This window comes from Streptomyces sp. CB01373, from assembly GCF_002803075.1.
GTDB lineage: Bacteria > Actinomycetota > Actinomycetes > Streptomycetales > Streptomycetaceae > Streptomyces.
Window position 1 is genome coordinate 256225 of record NZ_NNBK01000004.1, and the last position, 24588, is coordinate 280812.

At 70.2% G+C, this 24588-nt stretch carries 21 protein-coding genes; 17 read left to right on the forward strand and 4 right to left on the reverse strand.

The genetic code is table 11. The features are described 5' to 3' along the window. The first annotated feature begins 46 nt into the window (after positions 1-46). Positions 47-2023 carry a threonine--tRNA ligase gene (gene thrS / locus CG719_RS08210; protein WP_100567841.1) on the forward strand — a complete coding sequence of 659 codons (1977 nt, stop codon included), beginning with the start codon at positions 47-49 and terminating at the stop codon, positions 2021-2023. A gap of 150 nt (positions 2024-2173) precedes the next feature. Then, positions 2174-2719 carry an HIT family protein gene (locus CG719_RS08215; protein WP_100567842.1) on the forward strand — a complete coding sequence of 182 codons (546 nt, stop codon included), beginning with the start codon at positions 2174-2176 and terminating at the stop codon, positions 2717-2719. Between the two features lie 20 nt (positions 2720-2739). On the opposite strand, the gene CG719_RS08220 is transcribed toward CG719_RS08215, so the two are convergent. After that, positions 2740-4407, reverse strand: a complete 1668-nt coding sequence (locus tag CG719_RS08220) for a hypothetical protein (RefSeq protein ID WP_100567843.1) — start codon at positions 4405-4407, stop codon at positions 2740-2742. A gap of 169 nt (positions 4408-4576) precedes the next feature. Continuing rightward, a complete protein-coding gene (locus tag CG719_RS08225) occupies positions 4577-6775 on the reverse strand; it encodes an elongation factor G-like protein EF-G2 (RefSeq protein ID WP_100567844.1) in 2199 nt (732 codons plus the stop codon). A 227-nt stretch (positions 6776-7002) separates the two neighbouring features. Here CG719_RS08225 and pgsA point away from each other — a divergent pair, with 227 nt between their 5' ends. From pgsA to CG719_RS08300, 15 genes are all read left to right on the forward strand, one after another. Then, positions 7003-7731: a phosphatidylinositol phosphate synthase gene (gene pgsA / locus CG719_RS08230; protein ID WP_100567845.1), complete on the forward strand. Its 729-nt coding sequence runs from the start codon at positions 7003-7005 to the stop codon at positions 7729-7731. Next, positions 7728-8657, forward strand: a complete 930-nt coding sequence (locus CG719_RS08235; protein WP_100567846.1) for a phosphatidylinositol mannoside acyltransferase — start codon at positions 7728-7730, stop codon at positions 8655-8657. Before pgsA ends, CG719_RS08235 begins: the two co-directional genes overlap by 4 nt. After that, positions 8654-9817 (forward strand): glycosyltransferase family 4 protein, encoded by a 1164-nt coding sequence (locus tag CG719_RS08240; RefSeq protein WP_100567847.1) that lies wholly within the window; start codon positions 8654-8656, stop codon positions 9815-9817. Before CG719_RS08235 ends, CG719_RS08240 begins: the two co-directional genes overlap by 4 nt. A gap of 75 nt (positions 9818-9892) precedes the next feature. Then, on the forward strand, positions 9893-10435 hold the full coding sequence (locus CG719_RS08245) for a hypothetical protein (protein ID WP_100567848.1): 543 nt from the start codon (positions 9893-9895) through the stop codon (positions 10433-10435). Positions 10436-10574: 139 nt separating this feature from the next. Beyond that, positions 10575-11489, forward strand: a complete 915-nt coding sequence (gene pdxS / locus CG719_RS08250) for a pyridoxal 5'-phosphate synthase lyase subunit PdxS (protein WP_100567849.1) — start codon at positions 10575-10577, stop codon at positions 11487-11489. A 27-nt stretch (positions 11490-11516) separates the two neighbouring features. Further along, on the forward strand, positions 11517-12122 hold the full coding sequence (gene pdxT / locus CG719_RS08255; protein WP_100567850.1) for a pyridoxal 5'-phosphate synthase glutaminase subunit PdxT: 606 nt from the start codon (positions 11517-11519) through the stop codon (positions 12120-12122). Between the two features lie 48 nt (positions 12123-12170). Next, entirely contained in the window at positions 12171-12923 is a 753-nt protein-coding gene (locus CG719_RS08260) for a YebC/PmpR family DNA-binding transcriptional regulator (protein WP_100567851.1), read from the forward strand. Between the two features lie 177 nt (positions 12924-13100). Then, on the forward strand, positions 13101-13649 hold the full coding sequence (gene ruvC, locus CG719_RS08265) for a crossover junction endodeoxyribonuclease RuvC (protein WP_100567852.1): 549 nt from the start codon (positions 13101-13103) through the stop codon (positions 13647-13649). Continuing rightward, on the forward strand, positions 13646-14251 hold the full coding sequence (ruvA, locus tag CG719_RS08270) for a Holliday junction branch migration protein RuvA (RefSeq protein WP_100567853.1): 606 nt from the start codon (positions 13646-13648) through the stop codon (positions 14249-14251). Before ruvC ends, ruvA begins: the two co-directional genes overlap by 4 nt. 15 nt (positions 14252-14266) lie before the next feature. Next, entirely contained in the window at positions 14267-15349 is a 1083-nt protein-coding gene (gene ruvB, locus CG719_RS08275) for a Holliday junction branch migration DNA helicase RuvB (RefSeq protein ID WP_100567854.1), read from the forward strand. Positions 15350-15513: 164 nt separating this feature from the next. Continuing rightward, positions 15514-15996 (forward strand): preprotein translocase subunit YajC, encoded by a 483-nt coding sequence (gene yajC / locus CG719_RS08280; RefSeq protein ID WP_100567855.1) that lies wholly within the window; start codon positions 15514-15516, stop codon positions 15994-15996. Between the two features lie 134 nt (positions 15997-16130). Continuing rightward, on the forward strand, positions 16131-17891 hold the full coding sequence (secD, locus tag CG719_RS08285) for a protein translocase subunit SecD (RefSeq protein WP_100567856.1): 1761 nt from the start codon (positions 16131-16133) through the stop codon (positions 17889-17891). A 1-nt stretch (position 17892) separates the two neighbouring features. Next, the gene (gene secF / locus CG719_RS08290; protein WP_100567857.1) at positions 17893-19011 is read left to right on the forward strand and encodes a protein translocase subunit SecF; all 1119 of its coding nucleotides are present in this window, start codon (positions 17893-17895) and stop codon (positions 19009-19011) included. After that, on the forward strand, positions 19008-19547 hold the full coding sequence (locus CG719_RS08295; protein ID WP_100567858.1) for an adenine phosphoribosyltransferase: 540 nt from the start codon (positions 19008-19010) through the stop codon (positions 19545-19547). The genes secF and CG719_RS08295 overlap by 4 nt, the downstream gene beginning before the upstream one ends. Before the next feature lie 213 nt (positions 19548-19760). After that, on the forward strand, positions 19761-22268 hold the full coding sequence (locus tag CG719_RS08300; RefSeq protein WP_100567859.1) for a RelA/SpoT family protein: 2508 nt from the start codon (positions 19761-19763) through the stop codon (positions 22266-22268). 91 nt (positions 22269-22359) lie between these two features. Here CG719_RS08300 and CG719_RS08305 read toward each other — a convergent pair whose 3' ends face one another. Together CG719_RS08305 and CG719_RS08310 are read right to left on the reverse strand one after the other, a co-directional pair. Further along, positions 22360-23589 carry a DUF349 domain-containing protein gene (locus CG719_RS08305; RefSeq protein WP_100567860.1) on the reverse strand — a complete coding sequence of 410 codons (1230 nt, stop codon included), beginning with the start codon at positions 23587-23589 and terminating at the stop codon, positions 22360-22362. A gap of 146 nt (positions 23590-23735) precedes the next feature. Beyond that, the gene (locus tag CG719_RS08310; protein WP_100567861.1) at positions 23736-24569 is read right to left on the reverse strand and encodes a peptidylprolyl isomerase; all 834 of its coding nucleotides are present in this window, start codon (positions 24567-24569) and stop codon (positions 23736-23738) included. Positions 24570-24588: the final 19 nt, after the last annotated feature.

Below are 24588 nucleotides of genomic sequence, written 5' to 3' on the forward strand. Positions count from 1 at the left end.
CGCTCCAGGTATGGCGCCGCACCCCACCTGCAGTCAGGAGAGACCGGTGTCAGACGTCCGTGTGATCATCCAACGCGATTCCGAGCGGGAAGAGCGCACGGTGACGACGGGCACCACGGCCGCCGACCTCTTCGCCGGCGAGCGCTCGATCGTGGCCGTGCGCGTCGGCGGGGAACTCAAGGATCTCGCCCACGAGATCAAGGACGGCGAGACCGTCGAGGGCGTCGAGATCTCCTCCGAGGACGGCCTCAACATCCTGCGCCACTCCACCGCCCACGTCATGGCGCAGGCCGTGCAGGAGCTCTTCCCCGAGGCCAAGCTGGGCATCGGCCCGCCCGTCAGGGACGGCTTCTACTACGACTTCGACGTCGAGAAGCCCTTCCACCCCGATGACCTCAAGGCCATCGAGAAGAAGATGCAGGAGATCCAGAAGCGGGGCCAGAAGTTCTCCCGCCGCGTCGTCAGCGACGAGGCCGCCCGCGAGGAGCTGGCCGACGAGCCGTACAAGCTGGAGCTGATCGGCCTCAAGGGCTCCGCGTCGCACGACGACGGCGCGGACGTCGAGGTCGGCGCCGGCGAGCTGACGATCTACGACAACCTGGACGCCAAGACCGGTGAGCTGTGCTGGAAGGACCTCTGCCGCGGTCCCCACCTGCCCTCCACCCGGCTGATCCCCGCGTTCAAGCTGATGCGCAACGCCTCGGCGTACTGGCGCGGCAACGAGAAGAACAAGCAGCTCCAGCGCATCTACGGCACCGCCTGGCCGTCCAAGGACGAGCTGAAGGCGCACCTCGAATTCCTCGCCGAGGCCGAGAAGCGCGACCACCGCAAGCTGGGCAGCGAGCTGGACCTGTTCTCCATCCCCGAGCAGATCGGCTCCGGCCTCGCCGTCTTCCACCCCAAGGGCGGCATCATCCGCCGGGTCATGGAGGACTACTCGCGGCGCAAGCACGAGGAGGCCGGTTACGAGTTCGTCTACACCCCGCACGCGACGAAGGGGAAGCTCTTCGAGACCTCGGGCCACCTGGACTGGTACGCCGACGGCATGTACCCGCCCATGCAGCTCGACGAGGGCGTGGACTACTACCTCAAGCCCATGAACTGCCCGATGCACAACCTGATCTTCGACGCGCGCGGCCGGTCCTACCGTGAACTGCCGCTGCGGCTCTTCGAGTTCGGGACCGTGTACCGGTACGAGAAGTCGGGCGTCGTGCACGGCCTGACCCGTGCCCGCGGCTTCACCCAGGACGACGCGCACATCTACTGCACCCGCGAGCAGATGGCCGACGAGCTCGACAAGACGCTCACCTTCGTGCTGAACCTGCTGCGCGACTACGGCCTGACCGACTTCTACCTGGAGCTCTCCACCAAGGATCCGGAGAAGTACGTCGGCAGCGACGAGGTCTGGGAGGAGGCCACCGAGACCCTGCGCCAGGTCGGCGAGAAGCAGGGCCTCCAGCTCGTTCCGGACCCGGGCGGCGCGGCGTTCTACGGCCCCAAGATCTCCGTCCAGGTCAAGGACGCGATCGGCCGTACGTGGCAGATGTCGACGGTCCAGCTCGACTTCAACCTGCCCGAGCGCTTCGACCTGGAGTACACGGCCGCGGACGGCTCCAAGCAGCGCCCGGTCATGATCCACCGCGCGCTCTTCGGCAGCATCGAGCGGTTCTTCGCGGTGCTGCTGGAGCACTACGCGGGTGCGTTCCCGGCCTGGCTGGCACCCGTGCAGGCGGTCGGCATCCCGGTGGGCGACGCGCACGTGGAGTACCTCCAGAAGTTCGCCGCGGACGCGAAGAAGAAAGGCCTGCGGGTCGAGGTGGACTCCTCGTCGGACCGCATGCAGAAGAAGATCCGCAACGCCCAGCGCGCGAAAGTGCCGTTCATGATCATCGTCGGTGACGACGACATGAACGCGGGCACGGTGTCGTTCCGCTACCGCGACGGTTCGCAGGAGAACGGCATTCCGCGTGACGAGGCGCTGGCGAAGATCGTTGACGTGGTGGAGCGCCGCGTACAGGTGTAGTTGCTCCCCGCCGACGCGGGGGTGGTCCGTTCATACCGGTCATCGGACACACGACGGTGCTGTCGCTCCCCGCCTGCGCGGGGGTCGGCCCCCGGGGTAGATCCCGGGGGCCTTTCCCGTTCCCTCAGAGCGTCGCCATATGCTGCACCCATGACGAGTGAGCCGGAACAGCAGCTGGGAGTGGGAACGCCCGACGCGTTCCAGCGTCTGTGGACGCCCCACCGGATGGCCTACATCCAGGGCGAGAACAAGCCGAGCGGCCCGGATGCCGGCGACGGCTGCCCCTTCTGCTCGATCCCGGCCAAGTCCGACGAGGACGGCCTGGTCGTGCGGCGCGGTGAACACGTGTACGCGGTGCTCAACCTCTACCCGTACAACGGCGGCCACCTCATGGTCGTGCCCTACCGCCATGTCGCCGACTACACCGACCTGACGGAAGCGGAGACCGCGGAACTCGCGGAGCTCACCAAGCAGGCCATGACGGCGTTGCGCGGCGCCTCCGGGGCCCATGGTTTCAACCTGGGCATGAACCAGGGCACGGTCGCCGGCGCCGGTATCGCCGCCCACTTGCACCAGCACGTCGTCCCCCGCTGGGGCGGCGACACCAATTTTCTGCCCGTGATCGGCCACACGAAGGTGCTGCCGCAGCTCCTCGCCGACACCCGCAAGATGCTCGCGGAGGCCTGGCCGGCGTAGCCCGCTCGGCGGGCCGCGCCTCACGCGTCGTACGAGTCGGCCTTCCTCGGTGACGCGTCCTGGACGGCGCCGCTGAGGACCGAGGAGCGGGAGCCGAACTTCTCGACGTTCACGCCGTTCTCCTTGAGGACCTTGAGCGCGGCGGCGTGCACCACCCGCAGGACCGGGGTGGCGGCGCGCAGCGCGTCGTCGGCCATGAAGCGGTGCCGCCAGGGCTGGTCGGCCCAGGCGTGCCGCAGGCCGAACGGTTCGGGCAGGGTGAGGCTGCCGCCGAGCCACTTCAGCAGGGGCGGGTACCAGGACAGGGGCGCGCGGGCGGCGAGCCGTACGACCTCGTCGGCGTCGATCAGGGGCAGTTTCACCGTGCGGGTCTCCCAGAAGCGGAGCGCCTTCTGGACCGTTTTCTCCCTGGCCGCAGGCTTCTGGTTGAACAGGGGGTTGACCGGTCCGAGGGCGTGGCCGGTGACCTCGATGCGCAGGGTGTCGTGCAGCACGGTCACGGTGACCAGCATGGTGATCACGAGGTGGCCGTCCCAGAGGGTCCACTGCACGCCGAGGTAGTGGCGGTCGCCGCTGCCGAACTGCTGCTTGTTGCAGATGTCCTGTATGGCGTGGGTCTTGACGGTGTACGTCTCGACGTCGGTGCCGCTCGGCCGGGAGACCTCCTTGGCGTTCTCCCCGATGGGGGTGACGACCCAGTGGGTGACGGTCGGCTTGGGGAAGCCGCCGGTGTTGATGGAGGTGCGTTCGAGCATGGCCAGGCCGCCCTGGATCGCGGTGATGACGTCCCAGCTGCGGAAGGGGTGGAACTCCTTGCCCGGTTCGGCGGAGACGAGTTCCTCGGCCAGCTGCCAGCTTCCCCAGCGCGTGCCCATGCCGAGTATGCCCTTGGGCCCTGCGTAGAAGACCGAGTTGGAGCGTTGTTCGGCGCTGAGCCGGGCGAGTTCCTTGCGGACCTGTTCGGCCGCGTCGCCGGGGTTGCCCGGTACGGCTTCGGGGATCTTGGCGCCCACGCCGCCGCCGCTCAGCAGGCCCGACCAGCGCTCGCGCAGTTCGCGCGCGGAGCGTTCGCAGATCTGCTTGGCCCAGAACCAGCCGATCACGGGCATGACGACGGCCGCGCGTGCGTACCACGCCCAGAAGTCGCTGAAGGGCATCTTGACCAGGAAGAGCACGGCGAGTGCGGCGACGGCGACCAGCAGGGTGTTGGCGAGGGCGCCGGCGCGTTTGTCCTCCCGTTTGCTGACGTTGGCGCGCAGGGTGAACACCAGCAGCCATACGAAGAGGCCGGGCAGGAAGAGCAGCCCGCACAGCACGGTCACGGCCGTCAGCCAGTTGTCGCGGTCGCGGCGGATGCGGTGGGCCGCGAGGCAGTGCTCCACGACGACCTGGGGTTCGAGGCCGAACGACTGGATGAGCGGTGCGCGTCCGGCGCCCAGCATGCGGTCGATCACCGCGCGGGAGAAGGCCTCGCCGAACCGGGGGCGGAAGATCTTCGCCCACGGGCGCGGGAGGCTGACCTTGGACTGGTGCCATTCGTTGTCCGCGTCCAGGATCTTGGTCACTTCGTCGTCCCGGTACGCGGCCGCGGCGAGCGAGTTGGTCGCCGCCGTCTGTCCGGCCGTGCCGGACAGGGGCACCTGTGCCCCGGGACTGAAATCGAATCCGTCCGTCACTTCCGCCCCCATTGCCGCCGCTCCTGCATCTGCGGCCTTCCCGGCTTCCCTGCCCCGCACACCTGTTGATCAGGTCATCAGGGTATCGGCAGCGGCGCGCGTGGACAGGTGGACGGCCGGAGCCGTCCACCTTTCCGCAACCATGCGTTCCAGTGCACCGGTTGTGCGCCGGGTGCGCCGACTATGAGGCTTCGCGCTCCTGTTGGCGTACGCGGTCGGCCACCTGGGGCGGCATCGGCTCGTGCCGCACGTACCGGCGGTCGAAGCGGGCCGTGCCGTGGGACAGGGAGCGCAGGTCGATCGCGTACCGGCCGATCTCGATCTCGGGCACCTCGGCGCGGATCAGGGTGCGGCCGTTGCCGACCTGTTCGGTGCCGAGGACCCGGCCGCGCCGTCCGGACAGGTCGCTCATCACGGGGCCCACGTAGTCGTCGCCGACCAGCACGGTCACCTCTGCCACCGGCTCCAGCAGGTGGATCCGCGCGTCGGTGGCGGCCTCCCGCAGTGCGAGCGCGCCCGCTGTCTGGAAGGCCGCGTCGGAGGAGTCCACCGAGTGGGCCTTGCCGTCGAGCAGGGTGACCCGTACGTCGATCAGCGGGTGGCCGGCGGCGACGCCCTTGGCGGCCTGGGTCCGTACGCCCTTCTCCACCGAGGGGATGAACTGCCGCGGCACGGCTCCGCCGACGACCTTGTCGACGAACTCGATGCCCGAGCCGCCGGGCAGCGGTTCCACCTCGATCTCGCAGATGGCGTACTGGCCGTGTCCGCCGGACTGTTTGACGTGCCGTCCGCGTCCGGCGGAGCGGTCCGCGAACGTCTCCCGCAGCGAGACCCGGTGGGGTACGACGTCGACCTGGACGCCGTAGCGGCTGCGCAGCCGTTCCAGGGCGACGTCGGCGTGGGCCTCGCCCAGGCACCAGAGCACCACCTGGTGGGTGTCCTGGTTCTGCTCCAGGCGCATCGTCGGGTCCTCCGCGACCAGCCGGGCCAGGCCCTGGGAGAGCTTGTCCTCGTCCGGTTTGCTGTGGGCCTGGATGGCCAGGGGGAGCAGCGGGTCGGGCATCTGCCAGGGCTCCATGAGCAGCGGGTCGTCCTTGGCGGAGAGCGTGTCGCCGGTCTCGGCGCGGCCGAGTTTGGCCACGCACGCGAGGTCGCCGGCGATGACGTGCGTCACCGGGCGCTGCTGCTTGCCGAAGGGGGTGGAGAGGGCGCCGACCCGCTCGTCGACATCGTGGTCCTCGTGCCCGCGGTCGGCCAGGCCGTGGCCGGAGACGTGCACGGTCTCGTCGGGGCGCAGGGTGCCGGAGAAGACGCGGACCAGGGAGACGCGGCCGACGTAGGGGTCGGAGGAGGTCTTGACGACCTCGGCGACGAGCGGCCCGTCCGGGTCGCAGGGCCGCAGTTCGCGCGGGCCGCCGTCGACGGTGGTGACGGTGGGCGCCTCGTGTTCCAGCGGGGTGGGGAAGCCGCGGGTGATCAGCTCCAGGAGTTCCACGGTGCCGATGCCCTGCTTGGCTCCCTCGGCTGCGGGCGCGGCGGCCAGGACGGGGAAGAACGCCCCGCGTGCGACGGCGCGTTCGAGGTCCTCGATGAGCGTCTTGACGTCGACCTGCTCACCGCCGAGGTAGCGGTCCATGAGGGTCTCGTCCTCGCTCTCGGCGATGATGCCCTCGATCAGCCGGTTGCGGGCCTCCTCCAGTTGCGGCAGCTGGTCGTCGCCGGGCTCGGACTCCTTGCGCTCGCCGGAGGAGTAGTCGAACAGTTTCTTCGTCAGCAGTCCGACCAGGCCGGTCACGGATGCGTGCCCGTCGGGCCCCTGCGAGCCGCGCAGCGGCAGGTAGAGCGGCAGTACGGCGTCGGGGTCGTCCGCCCCGAACGCCTCCGCGCACACCCGTGTCATCTCCTCGAAGTCCGCGCGTGCGGCTTCCAGGTGAGTGATCACGATGGCGCGGGGCATGCCGACGGCGGCGCACTCCTCCCAGACCATGCGGGTGGAACCGTCCACGCCGTCGGAGGCCGAGACGACGAAAAGGGCCGCGTCCGCGGCGCGCAGACCGGCCCTGAGCTCGCCGACGAAGTCGGCGTAGCCGGGGGTGTCGAGCAGATTGATCTTGATGCCGTCCCATTCGACGGGCACCAGGGAGAGCTGCACCGAGCGCTGCTGCCGGTGCTCGATGTCGTCGTAGTCCGAGATGCTGCCGCCGTCCTCCACGCGGCCGGCTCGGTTCACCGCTCCCGCGGTCAGCGCGAGAGCCTCCACCAGGGTCGTCTTGCCCGATCCGGAGTGGCCGACCAGCACCACATTGCGTACGGATGCGGGATGGTCGGCCGCCACTGCCCTGCCGGCGGCTCCGGGGTGGGTCTGCGTCTTGTCGCCCATGATCCTGCCTCCCGTTGAGGGTGAGGTCACTGTGGGCGCGGACACGCGGCACCGCGTGCACTGGCGGCTCCTGCGACGCCCGCGGTCCTTCGAGCTTTCCACTCCCGTCACGTCGCGTCCATACGAGGGACTCGATCCCGCCGTCGGGCAGCGCTTGCGCGCGGCCGGCGGCCGGTGCTCGCGGAGGTCGGGCGCCCGGCCGCCACGCACGCGCGTGCGTGGCTACGATGGGCCAGCCGGTGGCCAGCAGGGGCCGCCCGGTGACACCGACCCTCGGGAAGGCCATGCTGAACAAGTACGCGCGTGCATTCTTCACGCGTGTCCTCACACCGTTCGCCGCGTTTCTCATCCGCCGGGGCGTGAGCCCGGACACGGTCACGCTCATCGGGACCGCCGGAGTGGTCGCGGGGGCGCTGGTCTTCTACCCGCGGGGCGAGTTCTTCTGGGGCACGGTCGTGATCACGCTGTTCGTGTTCTCCGACCTGGTCGACGGCAACATGGCCCGCCAGCTGGGCCGCTCCAGCCGCTGGGGCGCCTTCCTGGACTCCACCCTCGACCGGGTCGCCGACAGTGCGATCTTCGGCGGGTTCGCCCTGTGGTACGCGGGCCACGGCGACGACAACGTGCTGTGCGCGGTGTCGATCTTCTGCCTGGCCAGCGGCCAGGTGGTGTCGTACACGAAGGCCCGGGGCGAGTCGATCGGTCTGCCGGTGGCCGTCAACGGGCTGGTGGAGCGGGCCGAGCGGCTGGTGATCTCGCTGGTCGCGGCCGGGTTCGCGGGCCTGCACAAGTTCGGGGTGCCGGGCATCCAGTACCTGCTGCCGATCGCCCTGTGGATCGTCGCGGCGGGCAGCCTGGTCACGCTGATCCAGCGGGTCGTCACGGTGCGCCGGGAATCGGCCGAGGCGGAGGCCGCCGCGGGCCGGCACGAGCAGGGCAGCGGGGCGGCGAAATGACCGTCCGGGAGCGTCTCACCGACGGGCTGTACGGCCTCGGCTGGGGCACCGTGAAGAAGCTCCCCGAACCGGTCGCCGTGCGGCTCGGCCGTACGGTCGCGGACCTCGCCTGGAAGCGGCGGGGCAAGGGTGTGCGGCGGCTGGAGGGCAACTACGCGCGCGTGGTGCCCGACGCGACCCCCGAGCGCCTCGCCGAGCTGTCGCGGGCGGGCATGCGCTCGTACCTGCGCTACTGGATGGAGTCCTTCCGGCTGCCGGCCTGGAGCGCCGAGCGGATCAGGGCGGGCTTCGACCCCAAGGACGTGCACCACCTGACGGACGGCCTCGCGGCCGGCAAGGGCGTCGTCCTCGCCCTGCCGCACCTGGCCAACTGGGACCTGGCCGGCGCCTGGGTCACCACCGCGCTGGACACACCGTTCACGACGGTCGCCGAGCGGCTGAAGCCGGAGACGCTCTACGACCGGTTCGTCGCCTACCGCGAGGGCCTCGGCATGGAGGTCCTGCCGCACAGCGGCGGCTCCGCGTTCGGCACGCTGGCCCGGCGGCTGCGCGACGGCGGCCTGGTCTGCCTGGTCGCCGACCGTGATCTGTCCTCCTCCGGGGTGGAGGTGACGTTCTTCGGCGAGAGCGCCCGGATGCCCGCGGGACCGGCCCTCCTCGCCCAGCAGACGGGCGCGCTGCTGCTGCCGGTCACCCTGTGGTACGACGACTCGCCCGTCATGCGGGGCCGGGTCCATCCCCCGGTCGACGTGCCCGGGACAGGTACGCGGGCCGAGAGGACGTCTGCCATGACACAGGCGCTGGCCGACGCCTTCGCCACGGGGATCGCCGAGCATCCGGAGGACTGGCACATGCTGCAGCGCTTGTGGCTCGCGGACCTGGATCCCGGGCGGGGTCCCGCGGCTTCGGGGAAGGCGACGGCGTGAGGATCGGCATCGTCTGCCCCTACTCGTGGGACGTGCCCGGTGGCGTCCAGTTCCACATCCGGGACCTGGCGGAGTACTTCATCGGCCTCGGCCACGAGGTGTCCGTCCTCGCCCCCGCCGACGACGACACCCCGCTGCCGCCGTACGTCGTCTCGGCCGGCCGTGCTGTCCCGGTGCCGTACAACGGCTCGGTGGCCCGGCTGAACTTCGGCTTCCTGTCGGCGGCCCGGGTGCGGCGCTGGCTGCACGAGGGCCGGTTCGACGTGATCCACATCCACGAGCCGACCTCGCCGTCGCTGGGCCTGCTGAGCTGCTGGGCGGCGCAGGGCCCGATCGTCGCCACCTTCCACACCTCCAACCCCCGGTCGCGGGCGATGATCGCCGCGTACGCCATCCTCCAGGCGGCCCTGGAGAAGATCAGCGCGCGGATCGCGGTGAGCGAGTACGCCCGCCGCACCCTCGTCGAGCACCTCGGCGGCGACGCGGTGGTGATCCCCAACGGCGTCGACGTCGACTTCTTCGCCCGTGCCGAGCCCAAGCCGGAGTGGCAGGGGGACACGATCGGCTTCATCGGCCGCATCGACGAGCCCCGCAAGGGCCTGCCCGTGCTGATGAGGGCGCTGCCCGCGATCCTCGCCGCCCGCCCGGGGGCCCGTCTGCTGGTCGCGGGCCGTGGGGACGAGGAACAGGCGGTGGCGGAGCTGCCGAGGGAACTGCGCTCGCGCGTGGAGTTCCTCGGGATGGTCAGCGACGCGGACAAGGCGCGGCTGCTGCGCAGCGTCGACGTGTACGTGGCCCCCAACACCGGCGGGGAGAGCTTCGGCATCATCCTGGTCGAGGCCATGTCGGCCGGGGCCCCCGTCCTCGCCTCCGACCTGGACGCCTTCGCCCAGGTCCTGGACCAGGGCAAGGCCGGTGAACTCTTCGCCAACGAGGACGCCGACGCGCTCGCCGAAGCCGCCGTGCGCCTGCTGTCCGACCCGTCCCGCCGGGCGGAGCTGCGCGAACGCGGCAGCACCCATGTGCGCCGCTTCGACTGGTCGACCGTCGGCGCCGACATCCTCTCCGTCTACGAGACGGTCACCGCCGGCGCGGCGGCCGTCGCCGCCGACGAACGCACGTCGGGGCTGCGGGCCCGCCTGGGCCTGGCCCGTGACTGATCCCACTCCCGCCGATCCACCCGGTGCGCGAATCCCCGGCCGCCCGGGCGGGGAGTCCCGGTAGCCTTGCCGCCCGTGACCGTAACGCTCATCTGGATTGTCGTCGCGCTCGTGGCCGTCGGGCTGTACCTGAGCTGGACGGCGGGGCGGCTCGACCGGCTGCACGCCCGTATCGACGCCGCGCGGGCCGCGCTGGACGCGCAGTTGCTGCGTCGGGCGTCGGTGGCGCAGGAAGTGGCCACCTCCGGTGTCCTCGACCCGGCCGCCTCCATCGTGCTGTACGAGGCGGCGCACGCCGCCCGGCAGGCGGAGGAGGACCAACGGGAGGTCGCGGAGAGCGAGTTGAGCCAGGCCCTGCGGGCCGTGTTCGCCGAACTCCCGCAGGTCGAGGCGGTGCGCGAGGCGCCCGGGGGAGAGGAGGCGGCGCGCGAGCTGTCCGAGGGCGTGCGCCGGGTGCCGATGGCCCGCCGCTTCCACAACGACGCGGTGGGAGCCGCCCGCCGGCTGCGCGAGCACCGCAAGGTGCGGTGGTTCCGGCTGGCCGGGCACGCCCCGTTCCCGATGGCCTTCGAGATGGACGACGAGCCCCCGGCGGCCCTCGCGGAGCGGGCCGTCTGACCGGGAACGAGTGACCCGCTTTCGGGCGGTGCCGGGCGAAAAGGATCCACCGGGTCTCCATTGGCCCTTGCCGTGGACTGGTCCAATCCCGTTTCCTCGGTGGCGCACCACACCCTCTTCTCACCAAGTGAGGTCACCCGTGTCCACCACGATTCCCGACTCCGCCCGGACCCCCGAGACCGGTACCGCCCGTGTGAAGCGCGGCATGGCCGAGCAGCTCAAGGGCGGCGTGATCATGGACGTCGTCACGCCGGAGCAGGCGAAGATCGCCGAGGACGCGGGCGCCGTCGCGGTCATGGCCCTGGAGCGTGTCCCCGCCGACATCCGCAAGGACGGCGGCGTGGCCCGCATGTCCGACCCGGACATGATCGAGGGCATCATCGAGGCCGTCTCCATCCCGGTCATGGCCAAGTCCCGCATCGGCCACTTCGTCGAGGCCCAGGTCCTTCAGTCGCTCGGCGTCGACTACATCGACGAGTCCGAGGTCCTCACCCCGGCCGACGAGGTCAACCACTCCGACAAGTGGGCCTTCACCACCCCCTTCGTCTGCGGCGCCACCAACCTCGGCGAGGCCCTGCGCCGGATCGCCGAGGGCGCGGCGATGATCCGCTCCAAGGGCGAGGCCGGCACCGGCAACGTCGTCGAGGCCGTCCGCCACCTGCGCCAGATCAAGAACGAGATCGCCAGGCTGCGCGGCTTCGACAACCACGAGCTGTACGCCGCCGCCAAGGAGCTGCGCGCCCCGTACGAGCTGGTCAAGGAGGTCGCCGAGCTGGGCAAGCTCCCGGTCGTGCTGTTCTCCGCCGGTGGTGTGGCCACCCCCGCCGACGCCGCCCTGATGCGCCAGCTCGGCGCCGAGGGCGTCTTCGTCGGCTCCGGCATCTTCAAGTCCGGCGACCCGGCCAAGCGTGCCGCCGCCATCGTGAAGGCCACCACCTTCTACGACGACCCGAAGATCATCGCGGAGGCGTCCCGCAACCTCGGCGAGGCCATGGTCGGCATCAACTGCGACACCCTCCCCGAGACCGAGCGGTACGCCAACCGCGGCTGGTAAGCACAGGCCCGCAGGTAAAAGAACCCCATGAACACTCCTGTCATCGGCGTCCTGGCACTCCAGGGCGATGTACGGGAGCACCTCATCGCCCTGGCCGCGGCGGACGCCGTGGCCAGGCCGGTGCGGCGCCCCGAAGAGCTCGCCGAGGTCGACGGCCTCGTCCTCCCCGGCGGCGAGTCCACCACCATCTCCAAGCTGGCCGTCCTCTTCGAAGTGATGGACCCGCTCCGCGCGCGCGTGCGTGACGGCATGCCCGTCTACGGCACCTGCGCCGGCATGATCATGCTCGCCGACAAGATCCTCGACCCGCGCTCGGGCCAGCAGACCGTCGGCGGGATCGACATGATCGTGCGCCGCAACGCCTTCGGACGGCAGAACGAGTCCTTCGAGGCCTCCGTCGAGGTCAAGGGCGTCCCGGGCGATCCGGTGGAGGGCGTCTTCATCCGCGCCCCCTGGGTCGAGTCCGTCGGCGCCGGGGCCGAGGTGCTCGCCGAGCACGACGGCCACATCGTCGCGGTCCGCCAGGGCAACGCCCTGGCCACGTCGTTCCACCCGGAGCTGACCGGCGACCACCGTGTGCACGCCCTGTTCGTCGACATGGTGCGCGCGAACCGGACACCCGAGTCCTTGTAGGATTCCTGCGTTCGTTACGCAGACGGGTTACGCGAAGGAGACAGGCAGATGTCCGGCCACTCTAAATGGGCCACGACGAAGCACAAGAAGGCCGTCATCGATGCCAAGCGCGGCAAGCTCTTCGCGAAGCTGATCAAGAACATCGAGGTCGCGGCTCGCATGGGCGGCGTCGACCTGGACGGCAACCCGACGCTCTACGACGCCGTGCAGAAGGCCAAGAAGCAGTCGGTGCCCAACAAGAACATCGACTCGGCCATCAAGCGCGGCGGTGGTCTCGAGGCCGGCGGCGCCGACTACGAGACGATCATGTACGAGGGTTACGGGCCGAACGGTGTCGCGGTGCTCATCGAGTGCCTCACCGACAACCGCAACCGTGCCGCCTCCGACGTGCGTGTCGCCATGACCCGCAACGGCGGCTCCATGGCCGACCCGGGCTCGGTGTCGTACCTGTTCCACCGCAAGGGCGTCGTGATCGTGCCCAAGGGCGAACTGTCGGAGGACGACGTCCTGACGGCCGTCCTGGACGCGGGCGCCGAGGAGGTCAACGACCTCGGCGAGTCCTTCGAGGTGCTCAGCGAGGCCACCGACCTGGTGGCGGTCCGCACCGCCCTCCAGGAGGCCGGCATCGACTACGACTCCGCCGACGCCAACTTCGTCCCCACCATGCAGGTGGAGCTGGACGAGGAGGGCGCCCGGAAGATCTTCAAGCTGATCGACGCGCTCGAGGACAGCGACGACGTGCAGAACGTCTTCGCCAACTTCGACGTCAGCGACGAGATCATGGAAAAGGTCGAGGCGTAGGACCGCCGCGGATCGCGTGCTTGGACGGGCCGGTGGGGAGAGATTCCCGCCGGCCCGCCGTCGTTGCCGGTGGCACCCGCCGTCGTTGTCGGTGGCAGCGGATAGCCTGACGTCAGGCAAAGATCACTCAAAGATCGCCGCCATGACCACGACCACGTCACGAGGGGAGGGACACGCGTGCGCGTACTGGGAGTCGACCCCGGACTGACCCGCTGCGGCGTCGGTGTCGTCGAGGGGGTCGCGGGCCGGCCGCTGACGATGCTCGGCGCCGGAGTCGTCCGCACCCCGGCGGACGCCGACCTGAGCCATCGTCTGGTCGCCGTCGAACAGGGGATAGAGCGCTGGCTGGACGAGCACCGCCCCGAATACGTGGCGGTGGAGCGCGTGTTCAGCCAGCACAACGTGCGCACGGTGATGGGCACCGCCCAGGCCAGCGCCGTGGCGATGCTCTGCGCCGCCCGCCGCGGCATCCCGGTCGCCCTGCACACCCCCAGCGAGGTCAAGGCCGCCGTCACCGGCAGCGGCCGCGCCGACAAGGCGCAGGTCGGCGCCATGGTCACCCGGCTGCTGCGGCTCGCCGCGCCCCCCAAACCGGCCGACGCCGCCGACGCCCTCGCCCTGGCCATCTGCCACATCTGGCGCGCCCCCGCCCAGAACCGGCTCCAGCAGGCCGTCGCCGCGCACGCGGCCGGACACCCGACGACAACGAAAGGCCGTACGGCATGATCGCCTTCGTCAGCGGCACGGTCGCAGCCCTCGCCCCCGACGCCGCGGTGATCGAGGTCGGCGGCGTCGGCATGGCCGTGCAGTGCACCCCGAACACGCTGTCCACCCTCCGCCTCGGCCAGCAGGCCAGGCTCGCCACCTCCCTCGTCGTACGGGAGGACTCGCTGACCCTGTACGGCTTCGCGGACGACGACGAGCGCCAGGTCTTCGAACTGCTCCAGACCGCCAGCGGCGTGGGACCGCGGCTCGCCCAGTCGATGCTGGCCGTGCACACGCCCGACGCGCTGCGCCGCGCCGTCGCCACCGGCGACGAGAAGGCCCTCACCGCCGTACCGGGCATCGGCAAGAAGGGCGCCCAGAAGCTCCTCCTCGAGCTCAAGGACCGGCTCGGCGAGCCCGTCGGCGCACCCGCCGTCGGCACCCCGGTCACCCAGGGCTGGCGCGACCAGCTGCACGCGGCCCTGATCGGCCTCGGATACGCCACCCGCGAGGCCGACGAGGCGGTGACCGCCGTGGCACCCCAGGCCGAGGCCGCCGGGGGCACGCCCCAGGTGGGCCAGTTGCTCAAGGCGGCCCTGCAGACCCTGAACCGAGCCCGCTGAGCCAGGAGTACGCGAGTGAACTGGGACGACACGACCGACACGCCCGCCGCCGGCCCCGCGGCGGAGCGGCTGGTGGGCTCCGCCGCCGACGGTGAGGACCAGGCCGTCGAGGCCGCGCTGCGCCCCAAGGACCTGGGCGAGTTCATCGGCCAGGAGAAGGTCCGCGAACAGCTCGACCTCGTGCTGCGCGCCGCCCGGGCGCGTGGCGCCACCGCCGACCACGTGCTGCTGTCCGGCGCGCCCGGCCTGGGCAAGACCACCCTGTCCATGATCATCGCGGCCGAGATGGGCGCCCCCATCCGCATCACCTCGGGCCCCGCCATCCAGCACGCAGGCGACCTCGCGGCCATCCTGTCCTCCCTCCAGGAGGGCGAGGTGCTCTTCCTCGACGAGATCCACCGCATGTCGAGGCCCGCCGAGGAGATGCTCTACATGGCGATGGAGGACTTCCGCGTCGACGTGATCGTCGGCAAGGGCCCCGGCGCCACCGCCATCCCGCTCGAACTGCCCCCCTTCACCCTCGTCGGCGCCACGACACGCGCCGGACTGCTGCCGCCCCCGCTGCGCGACCGCTTCGGCTTCACCGCCCACATGGAGTTCTACGGGCCCGCGGAGCTGGAGCGCGTCGTCCACCGCTCGGCGAACCTCCTGGACGTCCGGATCGAGGGCGACGGAGCCGCCGAGATCGCCGGCCGCTCCCGGGGCACCCCGCGCATCGCCAACCGCCTGCTGCGCCGCGTCCGCGACTACGCGCAGGTCAAGGCCGACGGGACCATCACGCGCGAGATCGCCGCCGCGGCCCTGGCCGTCTACGAGGTCGACGCCCGAGGCCTGGACCGGCTCGACCGGGCGGTCCTCGAGGCCCTGCTGAAGCTGTTCGGCGGCGGCCCGGTCGGTGTGTCGACGCTCGCGGTCGCCGTGGGGGAGGAGCGCGAGACCGTCGAGGAGGTCGCCGAGCCCTTCCTCGTCCGCGAGGGCCTGCTCGCCCGCACTCCGCGCGGCCGTGTCGCCACGCCCGCGGCCTGGGCACACCTCGGCCTGACCCCGCCCGGCACGCAAGCTGCGGGAAACGGACAACAGGGCCTGTTCGGGGCGTGAGGGCTGCGGTATTGGCCCGGGGAGGAACCCAGGTGTCATGCTGAGCGTTGTTCATGCATGCGGACTCGCCTAGACTCCGCCGATGCCGCCTTTGTAGGCAGTACACATACCCCCAACCAATCAGGCCGCTCCCCATCGCGGTCGTGTGAAGGAAGTTCCGACCCGTGAGTCTCGTGACCCTCCTCCCGTTCATCGTGCTCATCGGGGCCATGTTCCTGATGACCCGGTCGGCCAAGAAGAAGCAGCAGCAGGCCGCGGACATGCGCGACCAGATGCAGCCCGGTAGTGGTGTCCGCACCATCGGGGGCATGTACGCCACGGTCAAGGAGGTCAACGACGACACGGTCCTCCTCGACGCGGGCCCGGGCGTCGACCTGCTGTTCGCCAAGAACGCGATCGCGACCGTCCTGACGGACGACGAGTACAACCGCATCGTCCACGGCATCGAGCACGACCTGAAGTCCGACGCCGACCTCGTCCCCGACGACGCCTCCTCCCTCACCGGTACCGACGAGCCCGCCGACGCCTCCGACGACAAGGCCGTCGACCTCGGCAAGAAGGACGCGGCCGAGGAGCCGGCGGACGCCGCCGAGGCGAAGGCCGAGGACGAGCCGAAGAAGACCGAGGGCGACTCCGAGGCGAAGTAGTCACCACCCAGGGCGCGCGGCACCACCTGCGCGTGCCCTGGGTCGCGTCGACTTCACGCGGGATTCCGACACCATGTGATGGCCGTAGCCGAGCCCACCCGGCACGGGACGGCCCGAGAGGGAGTAACTAAAAGGTGGCTGTATCCAAAAAGGGACGCAGTGCGAGCGCCCAGAGCAAGCCGGGGCGCTCGCTGGCCCTCATTCTGATCGCCATCGTGGCGCTCACGGGAGGCATGTTCCTCACGGGCAACACCGCTCCGCGCCTGGGCATCGACCTGGCGGGCGGTACGAGCATCACGCTCCGGGCGGTTCCGGAGCGCGGTCAGGAATCCGCGATCAACAAGGCCAACATGGACACGGCCGTCAACATCATGGAACGGCGTGTCAACGGTCTCGGTGTCTCGGAAGCCGAGGTTCAGACCCAGGGGAATGACAACATCATTGTCAACATCCCCAAGGGCACCAACTCCAAGCAGGCGCGGGAGCAGGTCGGCACCACCGCGAAGCTGTACTTCCGTCCGGTACTCGCCACCGATATCTCCGGCGCCGCCCCGGCCGAGCCGTCGCCGAGCACCTCCCACAAGGCGACCGACAAGTCCACCGGCGAGGCGACCCCCTCCGGCTCCCCGAGCCCCTCGGCCTCCGAGACCCAGCAGGGCCGCCCGGTCACCGGCGGCCTGACGGCGGACGCCACCCCGTCCGCCGGCGGATCCCCGGCCGCCTCGACGAGCGCGTCGGCCCCGGCCGCCGCCAGCCCGTCCCCGAGCGGCGCCTCCGGTGACGCGAACAGCAAGCTCCAGGCCGAGTACGCCGCCCTGGACTGCAGCAAGCAGTCCGTGCGCGTCACCGCGGGCAAGGGCGCGCTGCCCGCCGAGTCGACGGTCGCCTGCGGCAAGAACTCGCAGGGCCAGTGGCAGAAGTACCTGCTCGGCCCCGCCGCGGTGGACGGCACCGACGTGAAGAAGGCGGACGCCGTCTTCAACACGCAGAACGGCTCCGGCTGGATCGTGACCATGGAGTTCACCTCCAAGGGCGCCACGAAGTTCGCCGACATCACCGGCAAGCTGGCCCAGAACCCCTCGCCGCAGAACCAGTTCGCCATCGTCCTGGACGGCGACGTCGTCTCCGACCCGTACGTCCACGAGGCGCTGACCGGCGGCAGCGCGGAGATCTCCGGCCACTTCACCCAGGAGAGCGCGCAGAGCCTCTCCAACATGCTGTCCTACGGCGCGCTGCCGCTGACCTTCAAGGAGGACAGCGTCACCACCGTCACCGCCGCGCTCGGCGGTGAGCAGCTGCACGCCGGCCTGATCGCGGGCGCCATCGGCCTCGCCCTGGTCGTGATCTACCTGGTGGTCTACTACCGCGGGCTGGCGATGATCGCCATCGCCTCCCTGATGATCTCCGCGGTCCTCACCTACGCGCTCATGTCGCTGCTCGGCCCGACCATCGGCTTCGCGCTGAACCTGCCGGCCGTGTGCGGTGCGATCGTCGCGATCGGTATCACCGCGGACTCGTTCATCGTGTTCTTCGAACGCATAAGGGACGAGATCCGCGAGGGCCGCTCGCTGCGCCCCGCCGTGGAGCGCGGCTGGCCGCGGGCCCGGCGCACGGTCCTCGTCTCGGACTTCGTGTCGTTCCTGGCCGCCGCCGTGCTGTTCATCGTGACCGTCGGCAAGGTGCAGGGCTTCGCGTTCACGCTCGGTCTGACCACGCTGCTCGACGTGGTCGTCATCTTCCTGTTCACCAAGCCGCTGATGACGATCCTCGCCCGCCACAAGTTCTTCGCCAGCGGTCACACCTGGTCCGGTCTGGACCCCAAGCGCCTGGGTGCGAAGCCTCCGCTGCGCCGCACCCGCCGGTCCTCCGCCCCCATCGAGACGAAGGAGGCGTGAGGTGTCCAAGCTCGGCAACCTCGGCGCCCGACTGCACCATGGTGAGGTCGGCTACGACTTCATCAAGAACCGCAAGATCTGGTACGGCGTCTCGATCCTGATCACCATCACGGCCATCCTGGGCCTGGCGGTGCGCGGCCTGAACATGGGCATCGAGTTCCAGGGCGGCGCGGTCTTCACCACGCCGAAGCACATGAGTGCGACGGTGGCCCAGGCCGAGGACTTCGCCCACGGCGCCTCCGGCCAGGAGTCGATCGTGCAGAAGCTCGGTGACGGCAGCCTGCGCATCCAGATCGCCGGCATCGAGACGGGGAAGTCCGACCAGATCAAGGAAGCCCTGGCCAAGGACCTCAAGGTCAACCCGGAGCACATCAACGCCGACCTGGTCGGTCCGAGCTGGGGCGAGCAGATCGCCAACAAGGCCTGGCAGGGCCTGGCGATCTTCATGATCCTGGTCGTGATCTACCTGGCGATCGCGTTCGAGTGGCGCATGGCCCTGGCCGCGCTCGTCGCGCTGATCCACGACCTGACGATCACCACCGGTGTCTACGCCCTCGTGGGCTTCGAGGTCACGCCCGGTACGGTGATCGGTCTGCTGACGATCCTCGGTTACTCGCTCTACGACACGGTCGTCGTCTTCGACAGCCTCAAGGAGCAGACGAAGGACATCACCCGGCAGACCCGCTGGACGTACAGCGAGATCGCGAACCGCTCGATCAACGGCACGCTGATCCGGTCCATCAACACCACCGTGGTGGCGCTGCTGCCGGTGGCGGGCCTGCTGTTCATCGGCGGCGGTGTGCTCGGCGCGGGCATGCTGAACGACATCTCGCTGTCGCTGTTCGTCGGCCTCGCGGCCGGTGCGTACTCCTCGATCTTCATCGCCACGCCGCTCGTCGCCGACCTCAAGGAGCTCGAGCCGCAGATGAAGGCCCTCAAGAAGCGCGTCCTCGCCAAGCGGGCGCAGGCGGCTGCGCAGGGCGAGTCCCTGGACGCGGAGCCCGCCGGTGTCATCGCCGATGACGACGAGGAGGACGCCGCGCATGCCGTGGTGGGTCCGCGCGACCAGTCCGTCTCCCGCGGCCGTGGCCGCGGCCGGCCCTCGGGTAAGCGCCGATGACCGACATTCAGGAGCTGCTGCTCAGCCGCATCCGTGACGTGGCCGACTACCCGGAGCCCGGGGTGATCTTCAAGGACATCACCCCGCTCCTGGCCGATCCCGCGGCGTTCACCGTCCTCACCGACGCGCTGGCGGAGGTGGGCACGCGAGAGGGGGCGACGAAGGTCGTCGGCCTGGAGGCCCGCGGCTTCATCCTCGGCGCCCCGGTCGCGCTCCGCGCGGGGCTCGGCTTCATCCCCGTGCGCAAGGCAGGCAAGCTTCCCGGAGCGACGCTGAGCCAGACGTACGACCTGGAGTACGGCTCGGCGGAGATCGAGGTCCACGCCGAGGACCTGAGCGCCGGGGACCGTGTCCTCGTCGTCGACGACGTGCTCGCCACAGGCGGTACGGCGGAGGCGTCCATCCAGCTCATCCGGCGGGCGGGCGCGGAGGTCGCCGGAGTGGCGGTGCTGATGGAACTCGGTTTCCTCGGCGGCCGCGCCCGCCTGGAACCGGCGCTGTCGGGGGCCCCACTGGAGTCCCTTCTCCGCCTCTGATTCCACGGATAAGCCCGGGGCTGTCGCCCCGGGCTTCTCTGTTTTCCGGGGTTGCGCCCTGGAGTGCGGGTACCGGAATCATGTGTCCGGGTTGTGTGTTTGTACCGTAAACGGTCCTTCGATCGGGCTGGAGGGGATCCTGTGGCCGTGGATCGCTACCATGGGGGCTCCGGAGCCTGACCGGGGGACCCGGATCGCGCACGAGGAGTCCTCTTGCCAGACGAGGCCCAGCCACTGACCGCCGCCAAGCCCGAGTCCGCCTCGGCGCCCGCGGCGAAGCCCGCGCAGCACGCGAAGAGCGACAACCGTGGGACGGCCGAGCACGCCCAGTCGGCCCCCGTAGGCAAGACGGGTGAGGCCGCGCGTCCCAAGCCGGCGCAGCCCGTCGTGCGCCCCTCCGCAGGCCAGCCCGGCCGCTCCGGCTCCTCGAACCGCGTCCGCGCCCGCCTCGCCCGCCTCGGCGTACAGCGCGCCAACCCGTACAACCCGGTGCTCGAGCCGCTGCTGCGGATAGTGCGCAGCAACGATCCGAAGATCGAGAACTCGACCCTGCGCCAGATCGAGCGCGCCTACCAGGTCGCCGAGCGCTGGCACCGCGGCCAGAAGCGCAAGAGCGGCGACCCGTACATCACACACCCGCTCGCCGTCACCACCATCCTCGCCGAGCTCGGCATGGACCCGGCCACCCTGATGGCGGGGCTGCTGCACGACACCGTCGAGGACACCGAGTACGGCCTCGACCAGCTGCGCCGCGACTTCGGCGACACCGTCGCCCTGCTCGTCGACGGCGTCACCAAGCTGGACAAGGTCAAGTTCGGCGAGGCCGCGCAGGCCGAGACCGTGCGCAAGATGGTCGTCGCCATGGCCAAGGACCCCCGTGTCCTGGTCATCAAGCTCGCCGACCGCCTGCACAACATGCGCACCATGCGCTATCTCAAGCGGGAGAAGCAGGAGAAGAAGGCCCGCGAGACGCTGGAGATCTACGCCCCGCTCGCCCACCGGCTGGGCATGAACACCATCAAGTGGGAGCTGGAGGACCTCGCCTTCGCGATCCTCTACCCGAAGATGTACGACGAGATCGTCCGCCTCGTCGCCGAGCGCGCCCCCAAGCGCGACGAGTACCTCGCGATCGTGACCGACGAGGTCCAGGCCGACCTGCGCGCCGCGCGCATCAAGGCGACCGTCACCGGCCGCCCCAAGCACTACTACAGCGTCTACCAGAAGATGATCGTCCGCGGCCGCGACTTCGCGGAGATCTACGACCTGGTGGGCATCCGCGTCCTCGTCGACACGGTCCGCGACTGCTACGCCGCCCTCGGCACCGTGCACGCGCGATGGAACCCGGTCCCCGGCCGGTTCAAGGACTACATCGCGATGCCCAAGTTCAACATGTACCAGTCGCTGCACACGACGGTCATCGGCCCCAACGGCAAGCCGGTCGAGCTGCAGATCCGCACCTTCGACATGCACCGCCGCGCCGAGTACGGCATCGCCGCGCACTGGAAGTACAAGCAGGAGGCCGTGGCCGGCGCCTCGAAGGTGCGCACCGACGCGCCGAAGAGCTCCGCCAAGGACAAGGACGCCATCAACGACATGGCGTGGCTGCGGCAGTTGCTGGACTGGCAGAAGGAGACCGAGGACCCCGGCGAGTTCCTGGAGTCGCTGCGCTTCGACCTGTCCCGCAACGAGGTCTTCGTCTTCACGCCCAAGGGCGACGTCATAGCGCTCCCGGCCGGCGCCACCCCGGTCGACTTCGCGTACGCCGTCCACACCGAGGTCGGCCACCGCACCATAGGGGCACGCGTCAACGGCCGGCTCGTGCCGCTGGAATCGACCCTGGACAACGGCGACCTGGTCGAGGTCTTCACCTCCAAGGCGGCCGGTGCCGGACCCTCCCGCGACTGGCTCGGCTTCGTCAAGTCCCCGCGCGCCCGCAACAAGATCCGGGCCTGGTTCTCCAAGGAACGCCGGGACGAGGCGATCGAGCAGGGCAAGGACGCCATCGTCCGCGCGATGCGCAAGCAGAACCTGCCGATCCAGCGCATCCTGACCGGTGACTCCCTGGTCACGCTCGCGCACGAGATGCGCTACTCCGACATCTCCGCGCTCTACGCGGCGATCGGCGAGGGGCACGTCTCCGCGCAGAACATCGTGCAGAAGCTGGTGCAGGCGCTCGGCGGCGAGGAGGCGGCCACCGAGGAGATCGACGAGAGCGTGCCGCCCTCGCGCGGACGCGCCCGCAAGCGCCGCTCCAGCGCCGACCCGGGTGTCGTCGTCAAGGGCGTCGACGACGTCTGGGTCAAGCTGGCCCGCTGCTGCACTCCGGTGCCCGGCGACCCGATCATCGGGTTCGTCACGAGGGGTAGTGGTGTATCGGTTCACCGCAGTGACTGCGTCAACGTGGAGTCACTGTCGCGTGAGCCGGAACGCATCCTCGACGTCGAGTGGGCGCCCACCCAGTCCTCGGTCTTCCTGGTCGCCATCCAGGTCGAGGCCCTCGACCGCTCCCGCCTGCTCTCGGACGTCACACGCGTGCTGTCCGACCAGCACGTCAACATCCTCTCCGCGGCCGTCCAGACCTCCCGCGACCGCGTCGCCACCTCCCGCTTCACCTTCGAGATGGGCGACCCCAAGCACCTGGGGCACGTCCTGAAGGCCGTACGGGGCGTGGAGGGCGTCTACGACGTCTACCGCGTCACCTCGGCACGCAGCCGGGCATAGCCGTCACAGAGAACGGCTGAGGGCCCCCGTAGGCGCTACGGGGGCCCTCAGCCGTACGCGGAAACGTCGCCGGATCCGGCGACGCAGTGGGTCAGCCGCCGAACTCCTGCAGACCCTTGAGGGCCTGGTCCAGGAGCGCCTGGCGGCCCTCCAGCTCCTTCTCCAGCTTGTCGGCCCTGGCGTTGTTGCCCTGGGTACGGGCCTGCTCGATCTGCCCCTGGAGCTTGTCCACGGCGGCCTGGAGCTGACCGGTCAGACCCTCGGCACGTGCCCGCGCCTCCGGGTTCGTCCGGCGCCACTCGGTCTCCTCGGCCTCCTGGAGAGCCCGGTCGACCGTGTGCATCCGGCCCTCCACCCGCGGACGGGCGTCGCGCGGCACATGGCCGATGGCCTCCCAGCGCTCGTTGATCGAGCGGAAGGCCGCCCGGGCGCCCTTCAGGTCCGTGATCGGCAGGAGCCTCTCGGCCTCCTCGGCCAGCTCCTCCTTCAGCTTCAGGTTCTCCGTCTGCTCCGCGTCCCGCTCGGCGAACACCGAGCTGCGGGCGGCGAAGAAGACGTCCTGGGCACCGCGGAAGCGGTTCCACAGATCGTCCTCGTGCTCCCGCTGGGCACGGCCGGCGGCCTTCCACTCCGTCATCAGCTCGCGGTAGCGGGCCGAGGTGAGGCCCCAGTCCGTCGAACCGGACAGCGCCTCGGCCTCGGCGACCAGCCGCTCCTTCGCCCTGCGCGCGTCCTCACGCTGAGCGTCGAGCTGCGCGAAGTGCGCCTTGCGCCGCTTGGAGAACGCCGACCGAGCGTGCGAGAAACGGTGCCACAGGTCGTCGTCGGACTTGCGGTCCAGACGCGGCAGCCCCTTCCAGGTGTCCACCAGCGCGCGCAGCCGCTCCCCGGCCGCCCGCCACTGGTCGGAACGGGCCAGCTCCTCGGCCTCCGTGACCAGCGCCTCCTTGGCGTGCCGGGCCTCGTCCGCCTGCCGGGAGCGCTGCGCCTTGCGCTCCTCACGGCGTGCCTCGACCGTCTCGACCAGCTTGTTCAGCCGGGCACGCAGCGCCTCCAGATCACCGACCGCGTGGTGCGCGTCGACCTGCTCCCGCAGATGGTCGACGGCGACCTGGGCGTCCTTCGCCGACAGGTCGGTGGTCTGCACTCGCTTCTCGAGGAGGCCGATCTCGACAACCAGGCCCTCGTACTTGCGCTCGAAGTAGGCCAGTGCCTCCTCAGGGGAGCCGGCCTGCCAGGAACCGACGACCTGCTCGCCGTCGGCCGTACGCACGTACACGGTCCCCGTCTCGTCGACGCGGCCCCACGGGTCGCTGCTCACAGCGCCTCCTCCACATGATGCCTGCGGAGGGCCTCGAAGCTCCCCCGGGCATCGTCCACAGTTTCGTCACCGCCAACATAGGCGACCGGCGGGTGGCCTGTCCGCATCCAGCGCGACCGAAATTTCCCAGCTGGCCGCCGCTGACGTCAGGACTTCGTCACCGTCGCCTTGTTGATCACCACGGTCGCGTTCGGGGCGGTGTTGCCCGTCTGCGGATCAGCCGGCTGGGCACCGGCGTCGGCGATCTTCTTCAGCACCTTCATACCTGATTCGGAGACGGTGCCGAAGGGGGTGTAGCTGGGCGGAAGCGGACTGTCCTGGTACACCAGGAAGAACTGGCTGCCGCCGCTGTTGGGCTGCGACGTGTTCGCCATCGCCACGGTGCCCGCCGGATAGACGTCGCCCTTCAGGCTTTTGTCCTTGAGGTTCTCGTCGGGAATCGTGTACCCGGGGCCGCCCCGGCCGGTCCCCTCCGGGTCGCCGCACTGCAGGACGTAGATGCCCTCCGCGGTGAGCCGGTGGCACTTCGTGTGGTCGAGGAAGCCCTTGCCGACCAGGAAGTCGAAGGAGTTCACGGTGTGCGGCGCCGCGGAGGCCTTCAGATCCAGGTCTATCGTGCCGCACGTGGTGTCGAGCGCCATCGTGTACTTCGCCGACTTGTCGATCGTCATCGCCGGTTCCTTGTCCCAGCTCAGCTTCTTCACCGAGCCGGCGGCCGGCTTCGCGCACGGGTCCGGGGCCTTGCTGGTGGCCGAGGCGCTGGGGGTGACCTCCGCGCTCGCGTTGGCCTTGTCGTCCTTGCCGCTCTTCATCACCCCGGTCGTGTACAGCGCGACACTGCCGATGACGACCACGCCGAGTACCGACGCGATCACGGAGTTCCTTACGCGTGCCTTGCGCCGCGTGGCGGTGCGCCGCTGCTGCTGCCGCAAGAACTTCTCCCGGGCGAGCTGACGTCGCCGCTGCTCCTGGCTGACCACCGCGTTCTCTCCTCAGCGT

Coding starts and splice junctions, on each gene's coding strand:
- CG719_RS08215 (WP_100567842.1), top strand. CDS start 2,174: ATGACGAGTGAGCCGGAACAGCAGCTGGGAGTGGGAACGCCCGACGCG.
- ruvA (WP_100567853.1), top strand. CDS start 13,646: ATGATCGCCTTCGTCAGCGGCACGGTCGCAGCCCTCGCCCCCGACGCC.
- pgsA (WP_100567845.1), top strand. CDS start 7,003: ATGGGCCAGCCGGTGGCCAGCAGGGGCCGCCCGGTGACACCGACCCTC.
- CG719_RS08225 (WP_100567844.1), bottom strand. CDS start 6,775: ATGGGCGACAAGACGCAGACCCACCCCGGAGCCGCCGGCAGGGCAGTG.
- CG719_RS08220 (WP_100567843.1), bottom strand. CDS start 4,407: ATGGGGGCGGAAGTGACGGACGGATTCGATTTCAGTCCCGGGGCACAG.
- CG719_RS08260 (WP_100567851.1), top strand. CDS start 12,171: ATGTCCGGCCACTCTAAATGGGCCACGACGAAGCACAAGAAGGCCGTC.
- pdxT (WP_100567850.1), top strand. CDS start 11,517: ATGAACACTCCTGTCATCGGCGTCCTGGCACTCCAGGGCGATGTACGG.
- CG719_RS08235 (WP_100567846.1), top strand. CDS start 7,728: ATGACCGTCCGGGAGCGTCTCACCGACGGGCTGTACGGCCTCGGCTGG.
- CG719_RS08295 (WP_100567858.1), top strand. CDS start 19,008: ATGACCGACATTCAGGAGCTGCTGCTCAGCCGCATCCGTGACGTGGCC.